The organism is Pseudoalteromonas sp. S3776 (assembly GCF_005886915.1).
Classification (GTDB): Bacteria; Pseudomonadota; Gammaproteobacteria; order Enterobacterales; family Alteromonadaceae; genus Pseudoalteromonas.
In genome coordinates, this window is the sequence record NZ_PNCU01000002.1 from 61,738 (window position 1) to 86,211 (window position 24,474).

Consider the following 24,474-nt stretch of genomic DNA (forward strand, 5'->3'; position numbering starts at 1 on the left):
ATAGTAAGTACAAAGCGTTGCAATAAAACAGGTTTTTATACATACACATTGCAACTATTACCTATTGGAGACATGGCTATGTCACAGTTTAATTTAAAAGCATTAATACTCACTGGCGTTTTGCTTTCAAGCCCATTTGCACATGCAACTCTTGAAGATGGTATAAGAGCGGCCAACGAAGGCAAATTTGCTATAGCACTAAAAGAATTTGAATATTTAGCTGATAAAGGCTTTGCGCCGGGAATTTACGAACTAGGTAAACTTTACGAAGGTGGCTATGGCGTTACGCGCGACTATTTTAAAGCGGCAGAGCTTTATAAAGAAGGTGTTAAAAAAAATCACGCTGACTCAATGTTTGCGCTAGCCGTTTTATACGATGAAGGTAAAGGTGTAAAACTTGATAAGCAAATGGCTGTTACGTTATTTGAAAAAGCAGCGAAAAAAAACCTCCCTGCCGCACAATTTAATTTAGGTGTTATGTACGCAAATGGCGAGGGCGTCACGCGCGATTACAAACAAGCCAGAACATGGTACGAAAAAGCCGCTGCTAATAACTATTCACTGGCACAATTTAATTTGGCGCTCATGTATTTCGAAGGTCTAGGCATGCCTAAAGATCTAGAGAAATCGTATGTATGGAACACCATTGCCGAATACAACGGCAACATGCAAGCAAGCCATAGCCGCAAGCTAGATGAGCGTAAAATGCTCCCTAAAGAAATAGAAGAAGCCAAAGAAAAAGCCGACAAAATTTACGAAAAAATACTCGCGGGCACTTACGCCGGTGAAGGACGTTTATTTTAATTTTCGCTTAGCTAAATAAAGCATTACACAAGGGCAAATGCGTCTCGCATAAGCCCTTTCTTATACCAATTTACTTAATATATAAAAACTTAAGCAGCTTAATAATAAGGTTACTCTGTTTTAGTAAAAGCCCGGTACGTGGGTTAAACGAGCCAGACACCAAGGTGTTTTTTGCATGACTAAAGGTTAAAAACCCTTCTTTGCCATGGTAATGGCCCATTCCAGAATGCCCAACGCCACCAAATGGCACATCATCTGCTGTCACCTGCACTAAGGCGTCGTTTATAGCAACTGTACCGCTTAATGTTTGATGCATTATGTAATCTTGAGCATGCTTATCTTGCCCTAAAATATATAGCGCTAAAGGGTGATTATGCGCTTTAATATAGCTAATTGCCTCATCGAGCTTTTCGTAGGTTTTTATCGGCAAAATGGGGCCAAATAATTCATCTTGCATTAGCGTCATATTATCGCTTGGCGCGGTAACAATATGCAACCCCATTCTATGCTTTTGTTTGTCTTGTTGGTTTTGGCTGAGTGGCTTAATAACTTGCGCACCCAACTCCTGTGCTTGAGTTAAATAGCCTTCTAAGCGAGTGTAATGCGCATCGCTAATAATTGACGTTAAATTTTTTCCTTCAACCCCATCTTTAAAGTGCTTTTTATAAAGCTCGCACAATTGCTGTACCAGCTGATGCTCAAGGGATTTAGGCACAAATACATAATCTGGGGCTACACAAATTTGCCCTGCATTTGCCATTTTACCAAACAGTAATGTTTGCGCTGCTTTTTTAATATCCGCCTGCTCGGTAATAATTACAGGTGATTTTCCACCTAGCTCTAAGGTAACAGGGGTTAAATTTTCGCTGGCTGCTTTCATCACCAGCTTGCCCACTGACGTTGAGCCAGTAAACAGTAAATGTGCAAATGGCAAAGAAGAAAATTCACTTGCTACATCGCTTGCCCCTAGCACCACTTTACAATGCGCTTGTAGCTCACCTGCAAATACTTTTTCGATGACTGCATTAGTATGCGGGGTAAATTCGCTGAGCTTAAGCATGACCCTATTGCCCGCGGCAATGGCGGTAATAACAGGCACTAATGCCAATTGTATGGGGTAATTCCAAGGCGCAATCACGCCAACTACACCAAGTGGCTGGTATGTCACACTCACTTTTGATGGCCACAAGCTTAAACTGGTAGAACGTTTACTTGGCTTTGCCCATTTGGGCAATTTTTTAATTATGTGTGCTAAACCCTGAACCGTTGGCAAGATATCGCCAAGCAAAGTGTCGAACGCAGTTCTGTAGCCAAAGTCTTTTGAGGCCCCATCTACCAACTCTTGCTCTAGGCTAACAATACGCGTACGCAGTTTTTTCAATAAAACAATGCGTTTATCAATTGCTAAGTAAGGCGTGTTTTTAAAGCTCTTTTGTAATTCATCAAATTGGGAAGTTAGCGGCAGTGTGTCAGATGTGTCGGTGCTCAAAATAGATTACTCAATTTTTAAAGTTACAGAAGACTATAACCTTGTTCTGTTTTTCGAGCAATAACACTAACTAATGTGATTAAATAACAGCCTAAATTAAATTTTAGGCTGTTCATCGGGTTGGTTGGAACTAATTTAGAGGATAATTAAAAGCCAAATACTTGCGCTGCAATAGTCATAGTTACTAACGTAATTAATACAATAGCGACAATATTAAGTACAAAACCTGCGCGGTTCATATCACGCATTTGTATTTGCCCAGAGCCAAACACAATAGCATTAGGCGGCGTGGCTACTGGCATCATAAACGCGCAACTACAAGCAATAGCAGCAGGTATTACCCACACTAAAGGTGAACCCGTAATTGACTCTGCAACAGGCCCAAGCAATGGTAAAAAACCAGCAGCCGTGGCTGTATTACTCGTTATCTCAGTTAAAAATGTAATTAATGCGACCACCACCAACACACTCATCACAAGTGGAATAGCACTTGCCCCTTCAATCATATGCGCGATGTAGTCGGCTAACCCAGATGACTTTATTTGCGAAGCAAGTGTTAAACCACCACCGAATAAAAGTAGTACACCCCAAGGAACATTAGCTGCACTTTTCCAATCAAGTATTCGCTCATTACTTCCCTTATTGGCTGGTAATACAAATAGTAATAGCGCTGCAGCTATGGCTATAGCAGTGTCTGATATTGATAAACCGCTTAAATCTGCAAGTATGGGTCTAAATATCCAGCATACCGCTGCTAATACAAATACAAACAAAACCCCTTTTTCTGAGTGCTGCATTGTGCCTAATTCACTTAACTGTTTTGTGAATACCGCTTTTGTATCAACACTTTGATTATTTTTAACGTTTTTATCTACTTTGTAAGCAAATTTAGTTAACCACAGCCAGCTTAGTATCAACATGCTAATACTTAACGGCACACCAACAAGCATCCACTGTGCAAAGCCAATTTCAATTTTGTAACTGTCTGATAAATACGCTGCCATGAGTGCATTAGGAGGGGTACCTATCAAAGTGGCAATCCCGCCAATGCTTGCACCATAAGCAATACTAAGTAGCAACGCTTTGCCAAACCCTTCATTACTTGGATCTGATTGTTTTACTAAATGTGTAATAGATAATGCTATAGGCAACATCATTACCGCAGTGGCTGTGTTTGACATCCACATAGATAAAAAGGCTGTTACCAACATCATTGCTAATATTTGTAAACTCGGTTTTTTACCCGCACAAAGCATCGTACTAAGGGCAATACGCTTATGTAATCCCCATCGTTCCATAGCTATAGAAATTAAAAATCCCCCTAAAAATAAAAATATGAGTGGGTGAGCGTACGGTGCAGTCACACTTTTAATTGCAGCAATACCAACTAAGGGGGAAATAACAATAGGTAATAAAGCCGTTGCAGGTATAGGCACTACTTCACTTACCCACCACGAAGCCATCCAAAACGCTAGACCAGCTGTTTTAAAAGCGGCTACCGACATCCCTATTGGAGGCTCTATTAAACACGTAAGCAACATAATACTTGGCCCAAGTAATAGCAATAACCATTGCATTTTAAGGTTTTTAGGATCTATTTTTTTTTGCGTTAATTGCGTCATTATTAATTCCTAAAATTTGTATTTTAAGCCAAGTGCAACGCTATTATCGGCGTTATCTTGTAGATCTAAATCAGTATATAGCAGGTAAGCCGTGGTTTGTTTATCAAATACGTAATCTACACCTGCAGTCCACTGCGTTGCATCTGATGCTTGACGGAGCAAAGAGTCATCTTTGGCGAACTGTAATTTTGGTACCCATTTATCAAGTGTATAACTTGCACTTAATACATAACCGTTACCTGATTTTATACCATCTGTTGACTCAGAATGCTGATACAGTGCACCAAACTGTAATTGTTCAAATTTATAGGCAGCTGCTATTCGGCTCGCATTAATATTATTAAGCGAGTCAACATGGCTTACTGATAGGTAATATGAGGTGTTTTTTAAGCTCCGATCACCATAAATAACGGTTGCAGCGAACCCAGCCTCATTATCTTTATTGTCGTCTTTTGGCGCGTAAGTAAACGAAAACTGTGCATTATGCCAATACTTAGAAGTGTATGTTAGCGTATCACCAAGTCTATCTTGGCCTGCAATAACCTGGGCTATATCGCCTTGGGTTTCGTTAAAGTTTTCAACTTTTCCTTCAGAGTATTTAAAACGAGTATCGTTTCTGCCTATAATTAATTCGCCAAATTGACCTTTTAAACCAAGATAAGTGTTTCTTGAACTAAAGGGATCTTCAGTGTCATCTTCCTCAAAGCCATTAACTTGTACTTCGTATTTGAAAACTACGTTTAAATAGTCATTTAATGTGTGCTGCCCTTGAATACCAATCCTCGAAAAAGGCGCTTCAATCTGAGTGCCCTCCTCTGCGTAGCGCATAACACCTGAATCAGTATTAGCAATTTGCACTTCGGCTTTTCCGTAAACGTTATATTCTGTAGCGCAAGCTGTGTACGAGTAAAAAGCCAAGCTACTTATTGAGGTGAGTAAAATAGTAGAGTGTGTAAACTTTATCATTATATGTCCTAATTATTAGAATCTACTTGTTGTCAGATCTAATAAGGCAACTTTACTGCCAATGATAAAATAATATTAAATTTCAGGTGGTTAGCTTTTTTTGGGTATAGAAAAGAGAACGAATGTGCGGTTTTCCACACATCATAAAAACAAAACTGTCACGTAAACCACACATTCAGTCAATAAACATATCGCGGTTTAAGTTGTATTTATTCATTTTGTCGTAAAGGGTTTTACGAGCTATTTGCAGTGTATCCATCGTATTTTTTATGCTGCCATGGTTACGCTCTAAGGCTTCTTCTATTAATGACTGCTCATAAAAAGTGACTTTTTCAGATAAACTTAAATCAGGTGAAAGCTCGCCTTTAGACTGCGTTTTACTAACACTAAAAGCAAGCTCTGCTCCTAATAAAACCGCGCGCTCAGCTTGGTTTCTGAGCTCTCTTACATTGCCAGGCCAGTCGTATGCTAAGAGTCGCTGCTGTATTTCACTATTAAGTGGTGCTGGCGGCTTATGATAGCGTGTTGCAGCAATAGAGCTAAAATGCTTAAACAATAAAACGATATCCGCTTTTCGTGCTCTAAGTGGCGGTATGTCAACTTTTACTAAACTAAGTCGATAATATAAGTCGGCTCTAAATTCACCTTTTTCAACAAGTGAAAGTAAATCTACTTTAGTGGCAGCTACAATGCGTATATCTAAATTAATTGGGGTGTTTTCACCTACCGGGGTTACTTTACGCTCTTCTAAAACGCGTAGTAATTTTACCTGTAAAGACAACGGTGTACTTTCTATTTCATCTAAAAATACAGTTCCACCTTGGGCATATTCAAACTTGCCCTTCCGCGTATGCGTCGCCCCCGTGTAAGCGCCACTAGCGGCTCCAAATAACTCGCTTTCAATTAATTGCTCTGGAACTGCACCGCAATTTATAGCAACAAAATTACTTTCACATCGAATACTTTGATCATGTAGATAACGAGCGACAAGCTCTTTACCTGTGCCTGTTTCCCCTTCAATCAATACATCTGTTGGCGTATCAATTACCGTATTAAGCAAGTGCATCATGTCTTGCATTTTAGGCGTGTCGCCCAATATGCGAACGCCGGGTGCTGAGGTTTTTTTAACAGCTAGCTTAAGTGCACGGTTTTGTATCACTAAACTTCGCTTGTCACAGGCTCTTGCTATGCAATCGAGTAATGTTTCGTTTACTGGCTTTTCAAATAAATCATACGCGCCTAGTTGCATAGCCTTAACAGCAATAGTTACATCGGCGTACCCCGTTAAAAATATAACCGGCAATTCACTATCAAATGCGGTAACTTGCTCAAGTAAGGTAAGGCCATCCATTGCAGGCATATTTATGTCACTCAGTATAACGCCCATGAAACGACGATTAAGCTTTGTTAAAGCCGTACTTGCCTCATTAAAGCACTCAACTTTGTAACCCTCGAGGGTAAGTAATTGCTTTAATGAGTCTCTGATCATCGCTTCATCATCAACGACAATAATATGGTTACACTGAGAGTTTTCAATCATCTGTTTTATCCTGTGTACCTGATAAACTGATTATAAACTCAGCCCCGCCTTGAAGTCGATTGTGCGCACTTAAAGAGCCATTAAACGAGTCAATAATTTGTCTTGAAATAGATAGCCCAAGGCCTAAGCCTTTACTCTCTTTAGTACTATAAAAAGGTTCGAAAATATTACCAAAAGCATGTTGCTCTATTCCAGACCCAGTATCTAAAATTGAGAGTTTTACTCGGTTATCAAAGCACTCAACATTAAAACTTAATTTACGTATTATTGCGCCACTCATAGCTTGGCTAGCATTGGTTATTAAATTAACCAACACTTGCTCAAATTTAAGTGAATCAACCCACACTATTAAACCACTATCTAAATTGGGCTGCTCTACGTGTACGTTATCTTGCTTTAGTTGTGAGCTGGCTATCATTAAAGCGTTATTTAATAAACCTGCTAGCGGGTAAGGCCTTAACTGAGTTTGTGATGGTTTGCTAAAATGTTTTAGCTGCCCCACAATTTTATGTACGCGCTCTACAAGGCCCTCAACCACCGCTATGCTTTCGGCCAGTGCAGTATAATTTTGTTTAGCAAGTAAACGTTTCGCGCTTGCTAGGTAAGTATTAATAGCACTAAGAGGCTGGTTAATTTCGTGATTAATACCTGCACTTAATTGGCCAATTGTTGCAAGCTTTGCTGATTGAACTAATGCAACTTGCGTTTTTTCTAGCTCTTGAGTGCGCTCAATCACTTTTTGTTCAAGACTATGTCTTGAATAAACTAGTTTTTTATAACCCGCAAAACGAGCAAGTAAACTATAGCCAACAATAATAACTAAAACATAAATACTAAAAGCCCAAAACAAGCGCATTAATTGCGCTGCATTTACTTTTGTAATATCAACAAGTACGTGCATTTGTGCGCTAAAATAACGCAGTGGTTTTGTTGCACTCACATAAAGGTTTTTATTAATTTTAAAATGCGAAATACCCTGGCTCTTATATTGAGATTGTTCAATATATACAGGTTGGTGTTCTAAATAAGCGCGGCGTAATTTTATATTCCGTCGTTTTGCTATATCAAACTCGCTAAAGCTATTTAAACGCCATGTTTGCATATCAGACATAGCGATTACTTTATCACTCAGCTCTAAATAAAAATGGCTACCTTTAGATGTATTTAAAAGCTCTCTATCGTTTTCAAATTTGCTTACATTTACTTTTAAAACAACAACACCCACCGCTTTATTGTCGTGATAAACGGCCTGCGAAAAATAAATACCCCGCTCTTTTGAACGCATACCTAGTGCAAAATAGGCAACTTTTTCACCTGCAAATGCACGTTTAAAGTAAGGCCTAAAGGCAAAGTTACTACCCAAAAATGTGTAATCGGCTTGCCAGTTACTACTTGCCGTCACTGCACCTTGCGCATCAAGTACAAATATATCAGATGCACCGCTGGCTTGTTGTATATCAGCTAAATAGTTATTTATGGCGCTATAATGGTCTTGGTCACCGTTTGCAAATTCAATCATCAACTGGTTATAAGTAAGTAGCTGAGGAATAGCCGAAAAACGAGCGAGTTCAGTATCAATATAATCGTTTAACTGAGTAACCTGAAGCTGTGCTTGAACTGTTGCTTTTTTTAGATCGTGAGCGCGTCCAATCCAAAATGTAACAACTATAATTAAAACTAGAACTAATAATAAACATATGGTTATTATTTTTTTTGAAAACGAAAACATGGCCTGTCCGTAAAAATAGCCTAAATAATTTTAAGGGCGCTAGTGTAACCACTTATATGGTGCAGGGATATAAACTTTTTGTTAACAAATGCACTTTATTTTTTTATGGCTTGAAATAAAATAAAAAACAAAAAGCGCCGCAAACAGGGATGCTTGCAGCGCTTATTTAGCTTTAAAAAATTAATACGTTTTTAATTTATAGATAATGCTGGCTTATTTTTAAAGTACTTGTATAAGCCGATCAGCGAAGCTGCAATCCAAAAAATCTCGATTACAAAGCTTGCAAGGTTAAAGTTGTAACACAAACTGATTAGCAGCAAAATTGCTCCTGACAAATTCATTGTGTTGTACAATAACCCCGTTGGGGATGCTTTATTCAGTTGTAATAAAAAAAACGCACCAACAACTAAGAAAGTACCCGCCATACCTACAATATCAAATAACAGTGCTATCACACGTTTATCCTTTGCTTAAAAAACCCAACTAACTGGCCCTATCCTTGGGGAGGGTGTTTTTCAATCATTGAAACAGCAAAACCGGGCGAGTATATCAACCTTATTTATTGCTACAAGGTCAATTGTCCGCCCCAACCTATATCAAGCCTAATCTATTGTAATTAAATGTTTTTTGATAAATAAAGTTATTTAAAGGTAACCTTACCACCAATTATTTTGTAGGCTGGCGTGCCACGTATTATTGCTGGGCGCGCAAACGGGCGCTCGCATTTAGGGCAAATACACGGTGTAGTTGTGTAGTCTTGGGTAATTCGCTCTATAAAACATTTAACTAAAGCGCCTTTGCCGCCTTTTCTATATTTAAATAGCGCCGCTTTGCAAGCAGAGCAAAAAATATCGACTGTTTTAGTCGGACCTTTTTTATTTGGCTTAGCCATATACGTCTTTAACATACCTACGTAATTGCAAAGCAGGCATTTTAGCAGTTAATAAATAAAAACGTTATAGAAGCTAGGCAAAGTGCCTAATAAGCGGTGGAGAAAACACAGGGGTTAAAATAATAGGTGCAATATAAAACGCCATACAAGCGTTTACATTAATCTCTAAAAAAAAGGCGGTTTAATTGCGCTGATAACACATTCATATTAAATGGCTTAATAATAAACCCCGACACTTTTGCTTTTATAACTTGCTTTACTGTATCTGCGTTATCTTCGCACGTGATCATAATAACGGGTAAGTCGACTAAGGCTTCATCATGACGTATTTTATCGAGTAGGTTTACACCATCTACTTTAGGCATATGTAGGTCGGTTATAACTAAATCAAACTTTTGCTGATTCAGTATTTTCAACGCCTGGTAGCCATCAGTTGCCTCCACCACGTTTTTATAATCTAGCTGCCTCAACATATTAATTAATACGTGGCGCATAAGAGGCATGTCATCTACGACTAATATTTTCATAATTATCTTTACTGTATTGAGCTCTCAAAGGGGGCCAGAATTAAGCGTTTACGGCCATACACCTATAATGAAACCCATTAATGTAAACTGTAATGTGTAATACCCTGCATTAATTATAAATAGCTTGATTGGACGCTGTTCATAAATATAACTAAGTCCAAGCGAGCTACCTACCCAAAACAAACCGATGGCAAAGCCTGTAAATGCGCCCTCTCCCATACCGGCTTCTTTACCCAAAAATAATGAAAGTACTACCGCCGACACAAGTGCAAGTACCATACTGCCGCCAAAAATTAACGCCGGTTTTGCTGTTTGTAAATCAAGCTCAGTAAGACCTGTGCACTCTAACCAGGCATTTTTAAAAAAAGCGTTTGAATACCAAATACCGCCAAGCATAAAAGAGGAAAGTGCCGCCACAAGCACGGCAAAAAAATCAACATCAGTAAAATTCATACATACTGCCATAATACATAGTGTACAAGGGTATTCTGACTGTAGTTAAAAATACCCTAAGCAGCAAATTATCGCCTTTAAAATTTGCGGCTTAGGCCATATTGGTTTGCGTGGATATTTTTAAAAATCACCATAAATGGCACGTGTTTGTTCCTTTAAATCAGCTGGCGAAAGCGCTACCTCAAGCCCTCGCTTACCTGCACTTACATACACTGTATTAAAGGCCATAGCGCTTGAATGAATAAAGGTGGGTAGGCGCTTTTTTTGCCCAAGCGGACTAACCCCTCCTAAAATGTATCCCGTGGCGGCTTGTACCTTTGGCGCGCTTGCCATTGCGACCTTTTTAGCATAACTCAATTTGGCTAATTGCTTTAAATTTACTTGCTGGGAAACCGGTGTAACGGCAACAATTAACTTCCCTTCACTGGTTTCAAGCACAAGGGTTTTAAATACCTGCTCACTGTTAAGGTTTAACTTTTCAACGGCTTCTTGGCCATAACGCGTTGTATTAGCATCGTGCTGATAACTAAGTACATCGTGAGGCACATTTTGTTTTTTCAGTAACTCTATTGCTGGGGTCATTCAAGTTAGCCCTGTTATTTAAGCGCATTATTAATCTACAATAAGGGTTAATCATTTTGAAGGGTTACTTAATAGCAGATACGTTAATAGCAGCTTATTGACGAGGATATAGTTGCAAAGGGTAAAGACGCGCAGGTTAATTACCTAAGACAACAAAATAAGCTCAGTGAATTAATCGATTGAGTATACGCACTTTATAATAGTGTTAGGTAGTGCCCAGTGATAGGTATAAATTACATGAATTTGAGCCAAAAAAAACGGTGCATCAAGCACCGTTTTTTTAGTTTTTACGATAACTAATTACTTAGTTAAATCGTCAAAAAACTTTTTAACACCGTCAAAAAAACCTTGCTCTTTAGGACGGTTTTTTGAGCTATCTTTGCCCATGCTCTCGTCTAACTCTTTAAGTAACTCGCGTTGACGCTCGTTTAAATTAACTGGCGTTTCAATCACGACTTTACAAATTAAGTCACCTTGAGCACCACTACGTACAGATTTAACACCTTTGCCACGCATACGGAACATTTTGCCCGTTTGTGTTTCAGACGGTATTTTAAGTTTTGCACGGCCATCAAGTGTAGGTACTTCAATTTCGCCACCCAAACCGGCTGTAGTAAAGCTAATAGGCACTTCGCAGTATAAGTTATTTGCTTCACGAACAAATATTGGGTGTTCGCGAACCGATACTTGTACGTATAAATCGCCTGCTGGCGCTCCGTGCATGCCCGCTTCGCCTTCACCACTTAAACGAATGCGATCGCCCGTGTCTACGCCTGCTGGAATTTTGACTGACAACGTTTTCGTTTTTTCAACACGCCCTTGCCCATGGCACTTGTTACAAGGGTCTGAAATAATTTGACCTTGTCCCTGACATGTTGGACACGTTTGTTGCACAGCAAAAAAGCCTTGGCGCATTTGTACTTGCCCAGCGCCATGACAGGTAGTACACGTTTTAGGCTTAGAGCCTGCTTTAGCACCACTGCCATCACAGGGTTTACAGCTAACCCATGTCGGTACTTTTATTTCTACTTCTTTACCACGAACCGCTTCTTCTAAGCTTAGGTCCATGTTGTAACGTAAGTCCGATCCACGTTGCTGGCGCGATTGACGACGGCCACCACCGCCACCAAAAATGTCACCGAACACATCACCAAAAATATCACCAAAATCGCCTTGACCACCACCGCCAAAGCCACCGTGACCGCCGCCACCGCCTTGTTCAAAGGCAGCATGGCCGTATTGGTCATACATTTGACGTTTTTGATCGTCGGTTAATATCTCGTATGCTTCTTTTACTTCTTTAAATTTTGATTCGAGATCTTTATCACCGGCGGTACGATCTGGGTGATATTTCATCGCTAAGCGTTTATACGCTTTTTTTATGTCTCTCTCGCTTGCATCTTTGCTTACGCCGAGAACTTCGTAATAATCGCGTTTTGACATATCTATCACACTACTCTTTTCTATTTGCAGCTAAGCTGCGGGATAAACCGATAAATCACATCGATTTATCATGAAAATTTTAAACCTTAAATACATACAAAAGGCGCGACAAGCTGTAGCCTGCGCGCCTCAAAAGTTCATCCTACCCTAAAAACGTGAGCAAATCATGTTGTTTAGGCTAGTTAGAAGCTTAGCCGACAATTACTTGTCGTCTTTTACTTCTTCAAACTCAGCATCAACTACATCATCGTCTTGCTTAGCAGACTGTTGTGGTTGCTCGCCTGCATCTGCGCCACCTTGTTGCGCTTTAGCCTGAGCAATTTCCATTAGCTTTTGAGACTTTTCAGCAAGTGCTTGCGTTTTAGCTTCAATTTCAGCTTTGTCATCGCTCTTAATAGCTGCTTCAAGATCAACAACTGCGGCTTCAATTGCCTCTTTGTCTTCGCTTGGTAGTGCATCACCCGCTTCTTCAATTTGCTTGCGAGTGCCGTGTACCATTGCATCAGCTTGGTTACGAGTTGCTACTAGCTCTTCAAACTTTTTGTCTTCTTCAGCATTCGCTTCTGCATCACGAACCATTTTTTCTACTTCTTCATCGCTTAAGCCTGAAGACGCTTGAATCGTGATTTTTTGCTCTTTACCTGTATCTTTATCTTTCGCTGATACATGTAAGATACCATCCGCATCTACATCAAAAGTTACTTCGATTTGTGGCGTACCACGTTGTGCTGGACGAATACCTTCTAGGTTAAATTGACCTAAAGATTTGTTGTCGCTAGCACGTTTACGCTCACCTTGTAGTACGTGAATCGTAACGGCAGATTGGTTATCTTCTGCTGTAGAGAACGTTTGCGATTTCTTAGTAGGAATCGTTGTATTTTTCTCAATTAGCGGTGTCATTACTGAGCCCATTGTCTCAATACCTAGCGATAAAGGAGACACGTCTAGTAATAGTACGTCTTTAACGTCACCTGCTAATACACCACCTTGAATTGCCGCGCCTACTGCTACAGCTTCATCAGGGTTAACATCTTTACGTGGCTCTTTACCAAAGAACTCAGCAACTGTTTTTTGTACTAGTGGCATGCGTGTTTGACCACCTACTAAAATGATATCGTTAATATCATTTACAGATAAATCAGCATCCGCTAGTGCACGTTTTAGTGGCTCAATTGACTTAGTTACTAAGTCTTCAACTAATGACTCAAGTTTAGCACGCGTTAGTTTAACGTTCATGTGCTTAGGACCTGATGCATCGGCAGTTACGTACGGAAGGTTAACTTCTGTAGATTGTGCAGATGATAGTTCGATTTTCGCTTTCTCAGCCGCTTCTTTAACACGTTGCATAGCAAGCGGATCGTTTTGTAAATCGATACCTTGGTCTTTCTTGAACTCAGCTACTAAGTAGTTGATTACACGGTTATCGAAATCTTCACCACCTAAGTGAGTGTCACCGTTTGTAGCAAGTACTTCAAATGTGTGCTCGCCTTCAACTTCATCAATTTCAATGATTGATAAATCGAAAGTACCACCACCTAAGTCGTATACTGCAACAACGTTTTCACCTTTGTTTTTGTCCATGCCGTAAGCAAGGGCAGCAGCTGTTGGCTCATTGATGATACGTTTAACTTCAAGACCCGCAATACGACCAGCATCTTTTGTTGCTTGACGTTGTGAATCGTTAAAGTATGCAGGTACTGTGATTACAGCTTCAGTTACTTCTTCACCTAAGAAGTCTTCTGCCGTTTTCTTCATTTTTTTAAGTACTTCTGCAGAAATTTGTGGTGCAGCGCGTTTTTCACCGCCTGCTTCTACCCATGCATCGCCGTTATCAGCTTTAATGATTTTAAACGGCATAATACCGATATCGCGTTGTACTTCCTCATCTTCAAAACGACGACCAATTAAACGCTTAATTGCAAATAACGTGTTAGTTGGGTTAGTAACCGCTTGACGCTTAGCAGGCTGACCTACTAGTGTTTCGCCGTCTTGCGTGTAAGCAATAATAGACGGGGTTGTGCGATCGCCTTCCGCATTTTCAATAACACGTGCTTTATCACCATCAAGTACTGCAACACAAGAGTTTGTAGTACCTAAATCGATTCCAATAATTTTACCCATGAATCTTCTCCAACTTCAAATTCGTTAATACGTTCGATGACTAGTAAATAGGGATGCCACAAAGTGAATTCAACTGTAAAAATGAAAAAAAATTCATTTTTTGTAATTTATTTAACAAAAAACCTTAATAAAAGTAGGGTTTGATGTTTTTTGCGCCAAATACACCCCTTCAACCCAACTAGTCTGACCAGTTGATATGTGTTATATATGTTTAATAATGATAATTTCAAGGATATTAACGATGCATTTTGATGACTTATTAAAACAAGCCTCTGCTATTTCTAGCACGTCTTCGGCTGCGCTCACCTCTCACAGCAACACAATGGAATTTCCGGCTAATTGGTGCCAAGGTAGAACCGCCTTTGGTGGCCTTTCTGCTGCACTACTTTATCAAGCAATCAGAAAACACATTGACCCAAGTAGACGATTACTTTCTTTGAGTACTAATTTTGTGGGGCCATTGCTTGCTGACACGCCTTTTTCGATGTCAGTTGAAATTTTACGCCAAGGTAAAAGCAGTACTCAGGTATTAGCTAAAGTGATTCAAAGTGAGCAAGTGTGTGTAATTGTCCAAGCGTGCTTCGCTATTGATAGGCAATCAGGTGTTAACGTACCAGTAAGTAAAGAAATGGGATTAAAGCCTGTAGATGCACGACATACATTGCCATTTATTCAAGGGCAAATGCCTGAGTTTTTCCAGCATGTTGATTTATGCCCGCAGCAAGGCGCTATGCCATTTAGTGCTGCTGAGACTTCGCATTTAGGTGGTTGGATGCGTTTTAAACACACTCCCGAAACCATTACAGAAGCGCATATCATTGCACTAACAGATGCTTGGCCACCCACATTACTGCAAATGTTTAAGCAACCTGCGCCAGCAAGTAGCATGTCGTGGTATTTAGAATTTGTGCAAGAGCCAACACTTACACCTGGAGAGTGGTTAGGCTTTGAAGCAATCACACATCATGCAAAAGGTGGCTACGGATTAGAAGATGGCTGTATTTGGTCGCAATCAGGCGAACTTATCGCCCTTACCCGCCAAACAGTTGCCTTATTTGACTAATACCAATCAGCAATAATACTTAATCATTTTCAGGGGCTAAACGTGTCGCTATCTGTGTTAAAAAATTCTCATTTACGACTGCATGGATGCAGAAGGTAGAGCAATGCAGAGGCAATTGCCGATAACAACTAAATAGCGAATTTTTGCTTTGCTATCAACACGTTTATCCATCCTCAAAATAGATCTCTTAATTATGCGGATTGGTATAATTACACCTACGGCCATGCTATTTAGCATGGCCGTTTACATTTAATAGCTGCTGATATTTACCACTTTGCTTTATGGCAACTAGGCCTTTATCAAATTTTTGTTGCAGTAACGGGTTATTAAAATAAGCGGGCCTTGGCGCTTTTGGAAAAATAGCATGAATATTAACGGGTAATGAGTGCGAATAGTTAATGTTATAATAATGAAAAATACGCTCATCGAGAACAATTACATCCACCCACTCTTTCATTAGCCTATCAATTTGTGCACGTTGATTGACTACTTCTTCATAACTTGCAAACTGAGCAACTCCTTTTGCAAATGAAGGCGGTAAATAAGCCGTTGCATGTTGAAACCCTAATACACTTTTGTTATTTAAATCATTTACACTCTCAATAGCAAAGTCACGTTTTTTAAGTGATACCGCCACATTTTTATAACTCAATACTGGCTGACTTGGGTAAGTACCTGAATCGCGCTTTCCTGCGTAATTAAGCAAGATATCCACCTTACCACTATGCAGCTGCTGCTCGGCGCGCTTGTTAGACATATAAATAACCACAATATTATCTAAGCCCTGATCAATAAGTGCTGCTTTAATTATATTAAGCTGTATACCCGTATCTGTTTTTTCTATTACATAGGGAGGAATAGTCGCACTAGCAGCAATCACAACTGGCTGTTTTTTCTGAGCGGCAGGCACTGGGGGGCTTATAAAAAAATAGCTAATAAAGCAAAGTAATAACAGCCTCACATTAATCCTTACGAATTGTTATTGCGCTTAATGATGAATCGCGTTGTATTAATAACTTAAATATAGCAAAATTGCGTAAACATTCTTCTTTAATGGTTATAACTTGCAAACAATTTGCCCGTGTTGCGATTTAATAATAGATATACCCGCAATAGCCGATAAGCAAATGGCCGTGTGCCCGCATTGTCACCATAAGCTGTGCGAAGGCGATGTAAACAACGATAGTAAAGTAGTCGCGCTGAGTATTGGCTCATTACTTATGCTATTAAGTAGCATGTTTTACCCGTTTATTTCATTTAGTAGCAGCGGCATAACGCAAACAATTACCTTGCCCGATGCGGCCCGAATTTTATTTAATTACGACAGTGAGTTACTTGGCTTATTTATTGATTTAAGCATTATTGCGCTGCCAATGAGCTTACTGATCATTCTGATCCCTTTACATCTTGGTCTTTTGCAAACATTGCCAGAGGGTATAGCAAGGCGATTGCTCAAGTTTACCTTGGCTCTTGAGCCGTGGATCATGTCGGAAATATTTTTAATTGGCGTATTAGTAAGCATGGTTAAAATTATGTCGCTTGCCGACATTAGTTTTGGCGCCAGTTTTTGGGCCTATATTGGCTTTGTTATTATGTATATTGCAGCACTTGCTCATGTAAATAAGCCGCGTTTATGGGCACATATTAAACCAGCAACATCTATCGAAGATGCAGCAAACGCTAAACGGGCAATTGATCAAAATATAAAAGCCTGCCATGTATGCCACCAACTTTGTAAAGAGGAATACTGCCCTCGCTGTCACAGCAAAACACATATTAGAAACCCTAATAGCGTCCAAAAAGCGACAGCTTGGTTAGCCACCTCAGTGCTATGCTATATACCTGCAAACCTATTACCAATAATGCACACTACAAGTCTGGGTGATGTGTCACCATCAACCTTAATTGGCGGCGTACTAACACTTTGGAAAAGTGGCTCCTACCCCATTGCCGCCATCATATTTTTAGCCAGTGTGGTGGTGCCTTTAGCCAAAGCCCTTGTGCTTAGTTTTTTATGTTTTATGGTGGCAAAACCTGCTAACAAGCATACAAAAGGCTATACTAAAATTTATCAACTTACTGAATTTATTGGCAAATGGTCAATGATTGATGTATTTGTTGTTGCTATACTCGTCGCCTTAGTGCAATTAGGCAACTTAATGTCAATTACCCCAGGGCTAGGCATTGTATTTTTTACTGTTATGGTAATATGCCAAATGATGGCTGCACATGCGTTTGATCCACGCTTGTTGTGGGATACACCAAAAAACAAACATTCAGAGAATAAAGCATGACCGAAACGGCTAATGTAACAAACAAACCAAAAATCTCAGCTATTTGGATTATACCGCTAATAGCCTTATTAGTTGGTATTTGGATGTTGTATCAATATCAAGCAAATGTAGGCCCTACTATTTATATAAAAATGCCCCATGCAGAGGGGATTGTTGCAGGTAAAACAGAAATAAAGGTGCGCAGTGTTAAAATTGGTCAAATTGACGCTATACGCCTTTCTGACTCGCAAGATAGCGTAATTGCCCGCGCACAAATAGACAGAAACTATAATGAACTGCTCACCGAAGATGCCAAAATTTGGGTTGTTAAACCCCGTATAGACGAGACAGGCATTAGCGGCATGAGTACGCTTTTGTCGGGTGTTTATTTAGAGTTTTCCCCAGGGGAGAGTAAAAAACTTAAAGAGCGTTTTGTATTACAAGACGAGCCCGCCCTTATTGGTAAAGATGTAAAAGGTGGGCGTTTTCAATTACTCAGCTACAATGCTGAGGTACTCGAAGTTAGTACAGGCATATTTTTTAAAAATTATAAAATAGGCCAAATAGAAACCGCTACCTTTGACTGGAAAAACCAAGCAATGAAGTACGGCATTTTTATTAATGAGCCGTATCAAAACCTCATAACATTAAACTCTATTTTTTGGGTTAATGCCGGAATTGAAATCGACTTATCAGCCGATGGTATTAATATAAGTACTGGCTCACTAAGCAAGCTCCTCAAAGGCGGTATTTCGGTTGGCTTACCCGATCAACAAGCTCCTGGCGATATTGCACAAAACGGCCACAACTTCTCGTTGAGTCAAAGCTACAAAGAAGCCTTGGAAGAGCGCTTTTACGACTTTGATTACTACATTATTGACTTTGAACAATCAATACGCGGCCTACGCCCCGGTGCCCCGGTGGAATATCGCGGCACTCGAATTGGTACAGTGGTAGAAGCGCCCGCTAACGTTATTGTTGATGGTAAACCCGCGCACTTTAAAAACCACAATACAGCGGTGCCTGTACTGATTAAAATAGAGTATGGCCGTTTATATCACGATAGCGAAGAGGCCAGAGAATTTTGGCAAAGCAGCCTAACAGGTTGGATAAAAAGTGGTATGCGCGCCTCTTTAAAGCCCGGCAATCTTTTAACTGGCGCAGTGTATGTTGATTTTGATATATACCCCGACGCCCCTAAAGCGCATTTAGCAAAGCTTGCGAAGTATGATGTTTTTCCAAGTATATCCAGCGGCATTACCGTGCTTGCCGATCAGGTCTCGGATGTGCTTAACAAGGTAAACAGCTTAAAAATCGAAGACAGTCTCGCGCAAATGCAGGCTACATTTAGTGACTACCAAGCCCTCGCTAACGAAATGCGCGCGTTATTAAGCCAAAAAGAGACACAAAACTTGCCCGGCGATTTTAATCGTAACTTTGATAAAATGACTAAAAGTATGGAGCAGTTTGAAGTGACCATGCGTCAATTTGATAAAACCATGGCTAGTTATCAGGCAGGCTCTGAGTTTCATCATCAATTACAGCAAACATTACTTGAATTTAAACGTTTAAGTGAGGAAATTCAGCCGCTGACACGCGGCTTAAATGAACAACCAAATATGTTTATTTTTGATAAAGCACTCCCTGCTGATCCACAACCAAGGAAGCAATAATGAAACACTTATTTTTAGCCATCACTGTGTTAATCACTCTTGCAGGATGCGGTGCGTCAATTCAAACAGCAACGCAGTATTATCAGTTTGAACAACCCATTGCTTCATCATCCCGTCATGTTAAAGAAACAGATGCGCAGCTTAGAGTACAAACTGTGGCCCTTAGAGGCGCATTAAATAATTTAGGCATAGCGATGAAAATTGATAACAATCAAATTCACGCAGCAAATTACAACCTGTGGGGGGAATCGCCCGATGTTATGCTTACCGCTACAGCGCAACAAACCCTTTTTAATGCCATGCCTAATTGGATGGTCATCAAGGGTTTACCGGTAATTACCGAACTTGATCAGCAAACGTTTTACGAGCTTGAGTATGAAGTACACCACTTTAATGGTGATATGCAAGGCAACGCTGATATTTCAGGGTTATGGCGCTTATATTACACCCATCCAGAAACTGGCCGCAGCTTGATTAGCGTACATAATTTTTCACATATAGTGCCTATAGATGACAACGGTTACGATGGCTTGGTGGCCACCCTTGAGCAAACCTGGTACAACATAAATTTAGATGTGGCAAAAGCGATAGAGAAAGCACGTATTTAAACACTAACTATAGGGCGGTTTTATGGTCACTAAAAATCGCCCCCCTCCCCTTTTTTATTTAAACAGGGTAAAATGTAGCCAATTTTGCTACCTATGCTCAAGCTATTATCAATCTAACATCCGTATTAATGCCAATTTACTTAATTAAGTGAACCATTTTAAATGCTGGCAGAGCGTATTGCTAGCTGGCCAAAAATTTCTAATTATCTGTTATAAAAGAGAATTAATAACGCATATAGCGACATATTTAGCCCCATAAAATGATTACGTATTATAGCGCATGGGTATAAGTTATCAGCTAATTGATGTGTATAGCCTAAAGAAAATATAAAAAAACCCAGTACATATTTGCACTGGGTTTTGCGTTAAATAAATAATCTATACAAAATTATTTTTGTAATTTTATACCTTTGTAATAGGTTTCCAGCGATTTAATTTTCGTTTGATTTGGTAAATCTGCAAAGTCGCTTTCTATAAACTTAGTACCACGTAGTTGAACATTTAAACGTGCAGCTTGCGGGTTTAACATAGTTTGTTTGTAATACTGTTTAATATCTTCAAGCGTTACTTTTTCGACTTCATCAATTAGTTTTTGTTTAGAGTCAAAATTAAAGTTTTCGCGGTACCAATCAGTAATGAGAGGCCCCATCTCATCGCTTAAGTTTTTAGGTTGCTCTTTGAGAGATACAAGCGTAGCGTTTTTAAGTTGGGTAAAGGTATCTAAACTCATATTATCAAGCTCTACCGCGTACTCTTTTTTGAATTGATCAAAACGTGCCTGAATTTCTTTTGGCCCTTTAACCGGCGTTTGTATGAACAAGCCAATTGCCGAGTAATCCTCTATTGGGCGAGCCAACGCACCTACTGCATATGCAAGCTGCTCTTCGGTACGCATTTTGTCAAACGCAACCGTTCTAAAGTGACTTTGTAGTACTGCAGCTTGTGCTTTTTGTTTATAGCCGGCTATTGGGTGTACGCTCATATCTACAACAGCTACATCAGCTACATCAATGTCTTTTTGAAGTACCCATGTTTCGCCTGGCTGCGGTAACCATGCTTTACTGCGCGCAAACTCACTCGATGTATGATTGCTTGGTAGAGTGGCACTTAATTCATTGGCTATCGATTCTATATCTTGTTGATTGTAATTACCGTAGCTAAATACACGTAAATCATTGGTGGCAAACGTGGCTGTTTTTAGCTTGTTTAAATCGGCAACGCTTAACGCTTCTGCCGCTTTTATCAGTGCCTCTGTATCAAAGCTGCCTGTGCGGATAAGTTTAGAGTAAGCGCCAAATGCTTGTGCATACGGAAATTGCTTTTGCTGATTTAACAAGCCACGTTTGTAGCGATCAATTGCTTGGTTAAATGCTTGTGCCGTTACCTCGGCTTTTAACCCGCTTAGCGCTTGTTTTAAAAGTACATCTTGCTTATCGGTAAAGCCACTCATTGATAAAACTAAACCGTTACTTGGCGCAAGGTTTATACTCATGCCGGCAATGGCCGCTTCGGTACTTAGTTGGCTTTGTTGCATGTTATATAAGTCAGCCCATACTGCGTATAGTACTTCAGCCTTAATATCGTTTAAGCCAGGTTGAGTATTAATATATACCTCAACCAGCCCCTTCGGCTGAGCTGCAAATTTTTGGCTTGCTTGACGCCATACTTTTACGCCGTTTTTATCGTAAGCCAATTCAGGGTGTTTTTGCTCTTTAAACTCAGCTGTTTTAATGGCAAAGCTTTCTGGTAGTAAGTTATTTACACTGGGTAAAGCAAGCTTAAACTCGCTTGATGTTTTCCAACTGGCAATTTCGGCATCGCTAATATCTTCAATGCGGTATTTACCGTCATAAAAATGCAGTTGCGAGTCGGTTTCTTCTTGTTGCGAAATATACCATACGCGCAGCGTATCGGGATTTAATTGTTTAAGTACTGCGTTTATTGCCTCTGCGTCAAATTTGGCATAATAATAAGGCGCATCAATGGCATGATTTAATGGGTAATCTTGCATGCTGCCTGTAAGCGCGCTGACATAGCTAAACTCATCGCCTTTTTCTAAAAACTTAAATTGATTGCTAAGTGATGTACGAATTTCATTAAAGTACTTAGCATCTACACCTTCTTTTTTAATCAGTTCAATGTATTGCATAATAGTTGCGACAATTGTTTCGCGGTTTTTCATGCCTTCATCGGTTAATTCTAGCGAAATAGTAAGCGCGCCGTAATTGCCGTACTGACTAGGAGAAGGAGATGCTGTTAATTGCGATACCCAGCCTTTGTCGCGTAGTAATTGTGCAGGGCTACCTGGCATTTCATTACTTAATAAATAACTGACATAATGGTTAGGTTTAACCGCAAAATCGCTGCTGTTGTTATTAATAGTAAACTCAAGTTGCAGTTGTTTTACGTCTTCATTAGGTGAGTAATATACTTTTTTGCCACCGGCTTTATCAAAATCAAGCTCTGCGGTAACAGATGGTTTTTCAATGTGTTTATTTTCAATATCGGCAAAATAAGTTCTCGCTTTTTGCTCCATTTGCTCAATTGGCAAGTTTGAGATAAGCGCCACTTTCATAATGTTAGATGAATAGTATTTATTGTAAAAATCGACTGTTTCTTTGTGTAATTTGCTACCTTCTTTGTCTCCTAACGTTTCTAGATTACCAATTAAAAAACGATTAGCTGGGTGATCCCCCATCATTTTACGGGCAAGTTTAAACTGGCCAAAAAAGTCCATTTCTCGGCGCATAGACCACTCGGCATTTACAGCGTTTTTTTCTTTATCTGCATACTCTGGGTAAAGCTTAGGGGCTTTAAAAAAATCAGCAAAACGGTCTAACGCTTCGTCAAAAGCGTCGTTATTAATTTTAAACATGTAGTTGGTAATATCGAGCCAGGTATACGCATTATTTACCCCGCCATTTTTAGTCATAAAGTCAGAGTAGCCTTTGGTATCTGGGTAGCGCTCTGTGCCTAAAAAAAGCATATGCTCTAAGTAATGTGCCATACCTTGCTGCATCATAGGGTCGTGCAGTAAACCTACACCTACACTTAGCGATGCTGCCGATTTTTCAGCGCTTGGATCAGAGACTAAAATGACTTCTATTTCGTTTTCAAGCTTCAGAGTTTTATATTCACGCGTGTCATTTGGGCTTACAACTAATGTGTCTGAGAGTAAGGTGTTTTGCGAAGAACTAGCAACCGGTGAGGTAGATGATGTATTTGTACAGCCACTTAAAACTGCTAAAGCGATGGCGCTAAAACCAAGAATTTTTTTCATTTTGTTTTTCCATTAAAATTGCGCTTAGGATGCGCTAAAAACAACACAACAGGACTAAATTAACACTAACAATTAAGGGTTTACCACAAAATAATACTAATTTATGTAACACATTGTGAAAAACACCTGCATACTTAAAGTCAGTAAAATAATAACGAAGGAAATAGGATGGAAAAAATAATAATACTCGCCATGTTTGCACAAGTAACGTTATCGCTAATTGTAATGGTAATTATGGGCAAACGACGCTTTGCGGCTGCAAAAAACAGACAATTACAGTTGAGTGATTTTAAAACCATGCGCCTTGATAACGCAGGCGATACCGTACGCGTAGCCGATAGAAACTTTACTAATCAGTTTGAAATACCTGTGCTTTTTTATATCGGGTGTATTGTTGCACTGCAACTTAACAGCGCCAGCTACTTAATAACCGCGCTTGCATGCTTATTTGTTATTTCGCGTATTGTGCATACGGTTATTCATATTGGCAGTAACAATATAAGAATGCGCTTTAATGTTTTTTTACTTGGCTGCGCCAGCGTGTTTGCATTATGGCTTGCGATTGTTTGGCGAATTTTAGCATTTTAGTAAAAGCGGCTTTATTAGCCGCTTTTTATTTATTGTTTAACAAATAGTTAGTATTTGGCGCGATTTAAGCGTTTACCCACACCAAGCAGTGCAATTAAGCAAAAGCCAACCCCCATACTCCCACCCGAGCTACTTGACGAACCAGCCTCAGAAGGTGAATCCTCTTGGCTTATTAATGTATTAGCTGTTGGGTTCAAGCTGGCAGATGAAAGCGGGTCGTCATCTAATACCACCACACTATTAATAGTGACAAAGTTAGCGCTGCTCAAAGCGACATCGCTACTTGAGCATTGTTCACTGGTTATATCAACTAACGGAATATCACCACAGTGTACCAACCCTGTAATATTATCGAGCGTCGCTTGGCTTTGCGCTGTAATTTGTCCAAATACTGTAAAACCGCCATTTTGAGTATCAAGCGCTTCGCTATTATCAACCATATTAAAAAACCACTGGCTCGTTGCGCTGTTTTCATCGTTGGCTAATTTAGCCATCGCGATTGTGCCCTTCACATTAGATAAAACAGGCTCATTAACAACAGCAGGTTTAGTGGTTATTGGCACTAATTCGTCGGTGAAAGTAAAGCCACCGCCTTGTATTACAAAGTCGCTGACTGAGCGGTGTATAACAGTTTGGTTATATGCGTCATCTTCAATATAACTTAAAAAGTTAGCAACCGTATTGGGGGCTTGTTGATCAAACAAGTTAATTTCTATTACACCGTGCGAGGTTTGCATTTCAACAATTGTGGCTTGGCTAGTAAAGCACGAAAACGCAAGTAGCGAGCCAATCAGACACTTTTTCATTATGAGTCCTTTTGT

Annotated in this window: 21 protein-coding genes; 6 read left to right on the forward strand and 15 right to left on the reverse strand. The window is 39.8% G+C overall.

Annotated features, from left to right (window positions below):
* Positions 1 to 78 precede the first annotated feature (78 nt).
* The gene (locus CWC16_RS01485) at positions 79 to 804 is read left to right on the forward strand and encodes a tetratricopeptide repeat protein (protein WP_055013777.1); all 726 of its coding nucleotides are present in this window, start codon (positions 79 to 81) and stop codon (positions 802 to 804) included.
* A 70-nt stretch (positions 805 to 874) separates the two neighbouring features.
* On the opposite strand, the gene CWC16_RS01490 is transcribed toward CWC16_RS01485, so the two are convergent.
* The 12 genes from CWC16_RS01490 to dnaK form a co-directional block, all read right to left on the reverse strand.
* Positions 875 to 2,293: a coniferyl aldehyde dehydrogenase gene (locus CWC16_RS01490; RefSeq protein ID WP_138540210.1), complete on the reverse strand. Its 1,419-nt coding sequence runs from the start codon at positions 2,291 to 2,293 to the stop codon at positions 875 to 877.
* Positions 2,294 to 2,439: 146 nt separating this feature from the next.
* Positions 2,440 to 3,915: an SLC13 family permease gene (locus CWC16_RS01495; protein ID WP_138540211.1), complete on the reverse strand. Its 1,476-nt coding sequence runs from the start codon at positions 3,913 to 3,915 to the stop codon at positions 2,440 to 2,442.
* Positions 3,916 to 3,924: 9 nt separating this feature from the next.
* Positions 3,925 to 4,881: a porin gene (locus tag CWC16_RS01500; RefSeq protein WP_138540212.1), complete on the reverse strand. Its 957-nt coding sequence runs from the start codon at positions 4,879 to 4,881 to the stop codon at positions 3,925 to 3,927.
* Between the two features lie 175 nt (positions 4,882 to 5,056).
* Positions 5,057 to 6,421, reverse strand: coding sequence for a sigma-54-dependent transcriptional regulator (locus CWC16_RS01505; RefSeq protein ID WP_138540213.1), 1,365 nt, complete (start codon positions 6,419 to 6,421; stop codon positions 5,057 to 5,059).
* Complete coding sequence (locus CWC16_RS01510; protein WP_138540214.1) at positions 6,414 to 8,150, reverse strand: sensor histidine kinase; 1,737 nt, start codon at positions 8,148 to 8,150, stop codon at positions 6,414 to 6,416. Before CWC16_RS01510 ends, CWC16_RS01505 begins: the two co-directional genes overlap by 8 nt.
* Before the next feature lie 191 nt (positions 8,151 to 8,341).
* Positions 8,342 to 8,605, reverse strand: a complete 264-nt coding sequence (locus CWC16_RS20190; RefSeq protein WP_138540215.1) for a CBU_0592 family membrane protein — start codon at positions 8,603 to 8,605, stop codon at positions 8,342 to 8,344.
* Positions 8,606 to 8,790: 185 nt separating this feature from the next.
* Entirely contained in the window at positions 8,791 to 9,042 is a 252-nt protein-coding gene (locus CWC16_RS01520) for a hypothetical protein (RefSeq protein ID WP_055013781.1), read from the reverse strand.
* 158 nt (positions 9,043 to 9,200) lie between these two features.
* Positions 9,201 to 9,569 carry a response regulator gene (locus CWC16_RS01525; protein ID WP_138540216.1) on the reverse strand — a complete coding sequence of 123 codons (369 nt, stop codon included), beginning with the start codon at positions 9,567 to 9,569 and terminating at the stop codon, positions 9,201 to 9,203.
* Between the two features lie 48 nt (positions 9,570 to 9,617).
* Positions 9,618 to 10,022 (reverse strand): DUF1761 domain-containing protein, encoded by a 405-nt coding sequence (locus tag CWC16_RS01530; protein ID WP_138540217.1) that lies wholly within the window; start codon positions 10,020 to 10,022, stop codon positions 9,618 to 9,620.
* A 120-nt stretch (positions 10,023 to 10,142) separates the two neighbouring features.
* On the reverse strand, positions 10,143 to 10,604 hold the full coding sequence (ybaK, locus tag CWC16_RS01535) for a Cys-tRNA(Pro) deacylase (RefSeq protein ID WP_138540218.1): 462 nt from the start codon (positions 10,602 to 10,604) through the stop codon (positions 10,143 to 10,145).
* Positions 10,605 to 10,904: 300 nt separating this feature from the next.
* Complete coding sequence (dnaJ, locus tag CWC16_RS01540; RefSeq protein ID WP_055013785.1) at positions 10,905 to 12,047, reverse strand: molecular chaperone DnaJ; 1,143 nt, start codon at positions 12,045 to 12,047, stop codon at positions 10,905 to 10,907.
* A 201-nt stretch (positions 12,048 to 12,248) separates the two neighbouring features.
* Positions 12,249 to 14,168, reverse strand: coding sequence for a molecular chaperone DnaK (gene dnaK, locus CWC16_RS01545; RefSeq protein WP_138540219.1), 1,920 nt, complete (start codon positions 14,166 to 14,168; stop codon positions 12,249 to 12,251).
* Between the two features lie 241 nt (positions 14,169 to 14,409).
* Between dnaK and CWC16_RS01550 the strand changes: the two genes are divergently transcribed.
* Complete coding sequence (locus tag CWC16_RS01550) at positions 14,410 to 15,231, forward strand: thioesterase family protein (RefSeq protein WP_138540220.1); 822 nt, start codon at positions 14,410 to 14,412, stop codon at positions 15,229 to 15,231.
* Positions 15,232 to 15,457: 226 nt separating this feature from the next.
* On the opposite strand, the gene CWC16_RS01555 is transcribed toward CWC16_RS01550, so the two are convergent.
* Entirely contained in the window at positions 15,458 to 16,111 is a 654-nt protein-coding gene (locus CWC16_RS01555; protein ID WP_249929172.1) for a substrate-binding periplasmic protein, read from the reverse strand.
* Between the two features lie 247 nt (positions 16,112 to 16,358).
* Here CWC16_RS01555 and CWC16_RS01560 point away from each other — a divergent pair, with 247 nt between their 5' ends.
* Genes CWC16_RS01560 through CWC16_RS01570 form a run of 3 tightly spaced genes read left to right on the forward strand, consistent with a single transcriptional unit; the run spans position 16,359 to position 19,785 of the window.
* Positions 16,359 to 17,525: a paraquat-inducible protein A gene (locus tag CWC16_RS01560; RefSeq protein ID WP_249929176.1), complete on the forward strand. Its 1,167-nt coding sequence runs from the start codon at positions 16,359 to 16,361 to the stop codon at positions 17,523 to 17,525.
* A complete protein-coding gene (pqiB, locus tag CWC16_RS01565) occupies positions 17,522 to 19,177 on the forward strand; it encodes an intermembrane transport protein PqiB (protein ID WP_138540223.1) in 1,656 nt (551 codons plus the stop codon). The genes CWC16_RS01560 and pqiB overlap by 4 nt, the downstream gene beginning before the upstream one ends.
* Entirely contained in the window at positions 19,177 to 19,785 is a 609-nt protein-coding gene (locus tag CWC16_RS01570; RefSeq protein ID WP_138540224.1) for a PqiC family protein, read from the forward strand. Before pqiB ends, CWC16_RS01570 begins: the two co-directional genes overlap by 1 nt.
* Positions 19,786 to 20,173: 388 nt before the next feature.
* Here CWC16_RS01570 and CWC16_RS01575 read toward each other — a convergent pair whose 3' ends face one another.
* The gene (locus CWC16_RS01575) at positions 20,174 to 23,065 is read right to left on the reverse strand and encodes an insulinase family protein (RefSeq protein ID WP_138540225.1); all 2,892 of its coding nucleotides are present in this window, start codon (positions 23,063 to 23,065) and stop codon (positions 20,174 to 20,176) included.
* Between the two features lie 168 nt (positions 23,066 to 23,233).
* On the opposite strand from CWC16_RS01575, the gene CWC16_RS01580 reads away from it, so the two are divergent.
* Entirely contained in the window at positions 23,234 to 23,653 is a 420-nt protein-coding gene (locus CWC16_RS01580; protein ID WP_138540226.1) for an MAPEG family protein, read from the forward strand.
* A 47-nt stretch (positions 23,654 to 23,700) separates the two neighbouring features.
* On the opposite strand, the gene CWC16_RS01585 is transcribed toward CWC16_RS01580, so the two are convergent.
* On the reverse strand, positions 23,701 to 24,459 hold the full coding sequence (locus CWC16_RS01585) for a peptidylprolyl isomerase (RefSeq protein WP_138540227.1): 759 nt from the start codon (positions 24,457 to 24,459) through the stop codon (positions 23,701 to 23,703).
* Positions 24,460 to 24,474 lie beyond the last annotated feature (15 nt).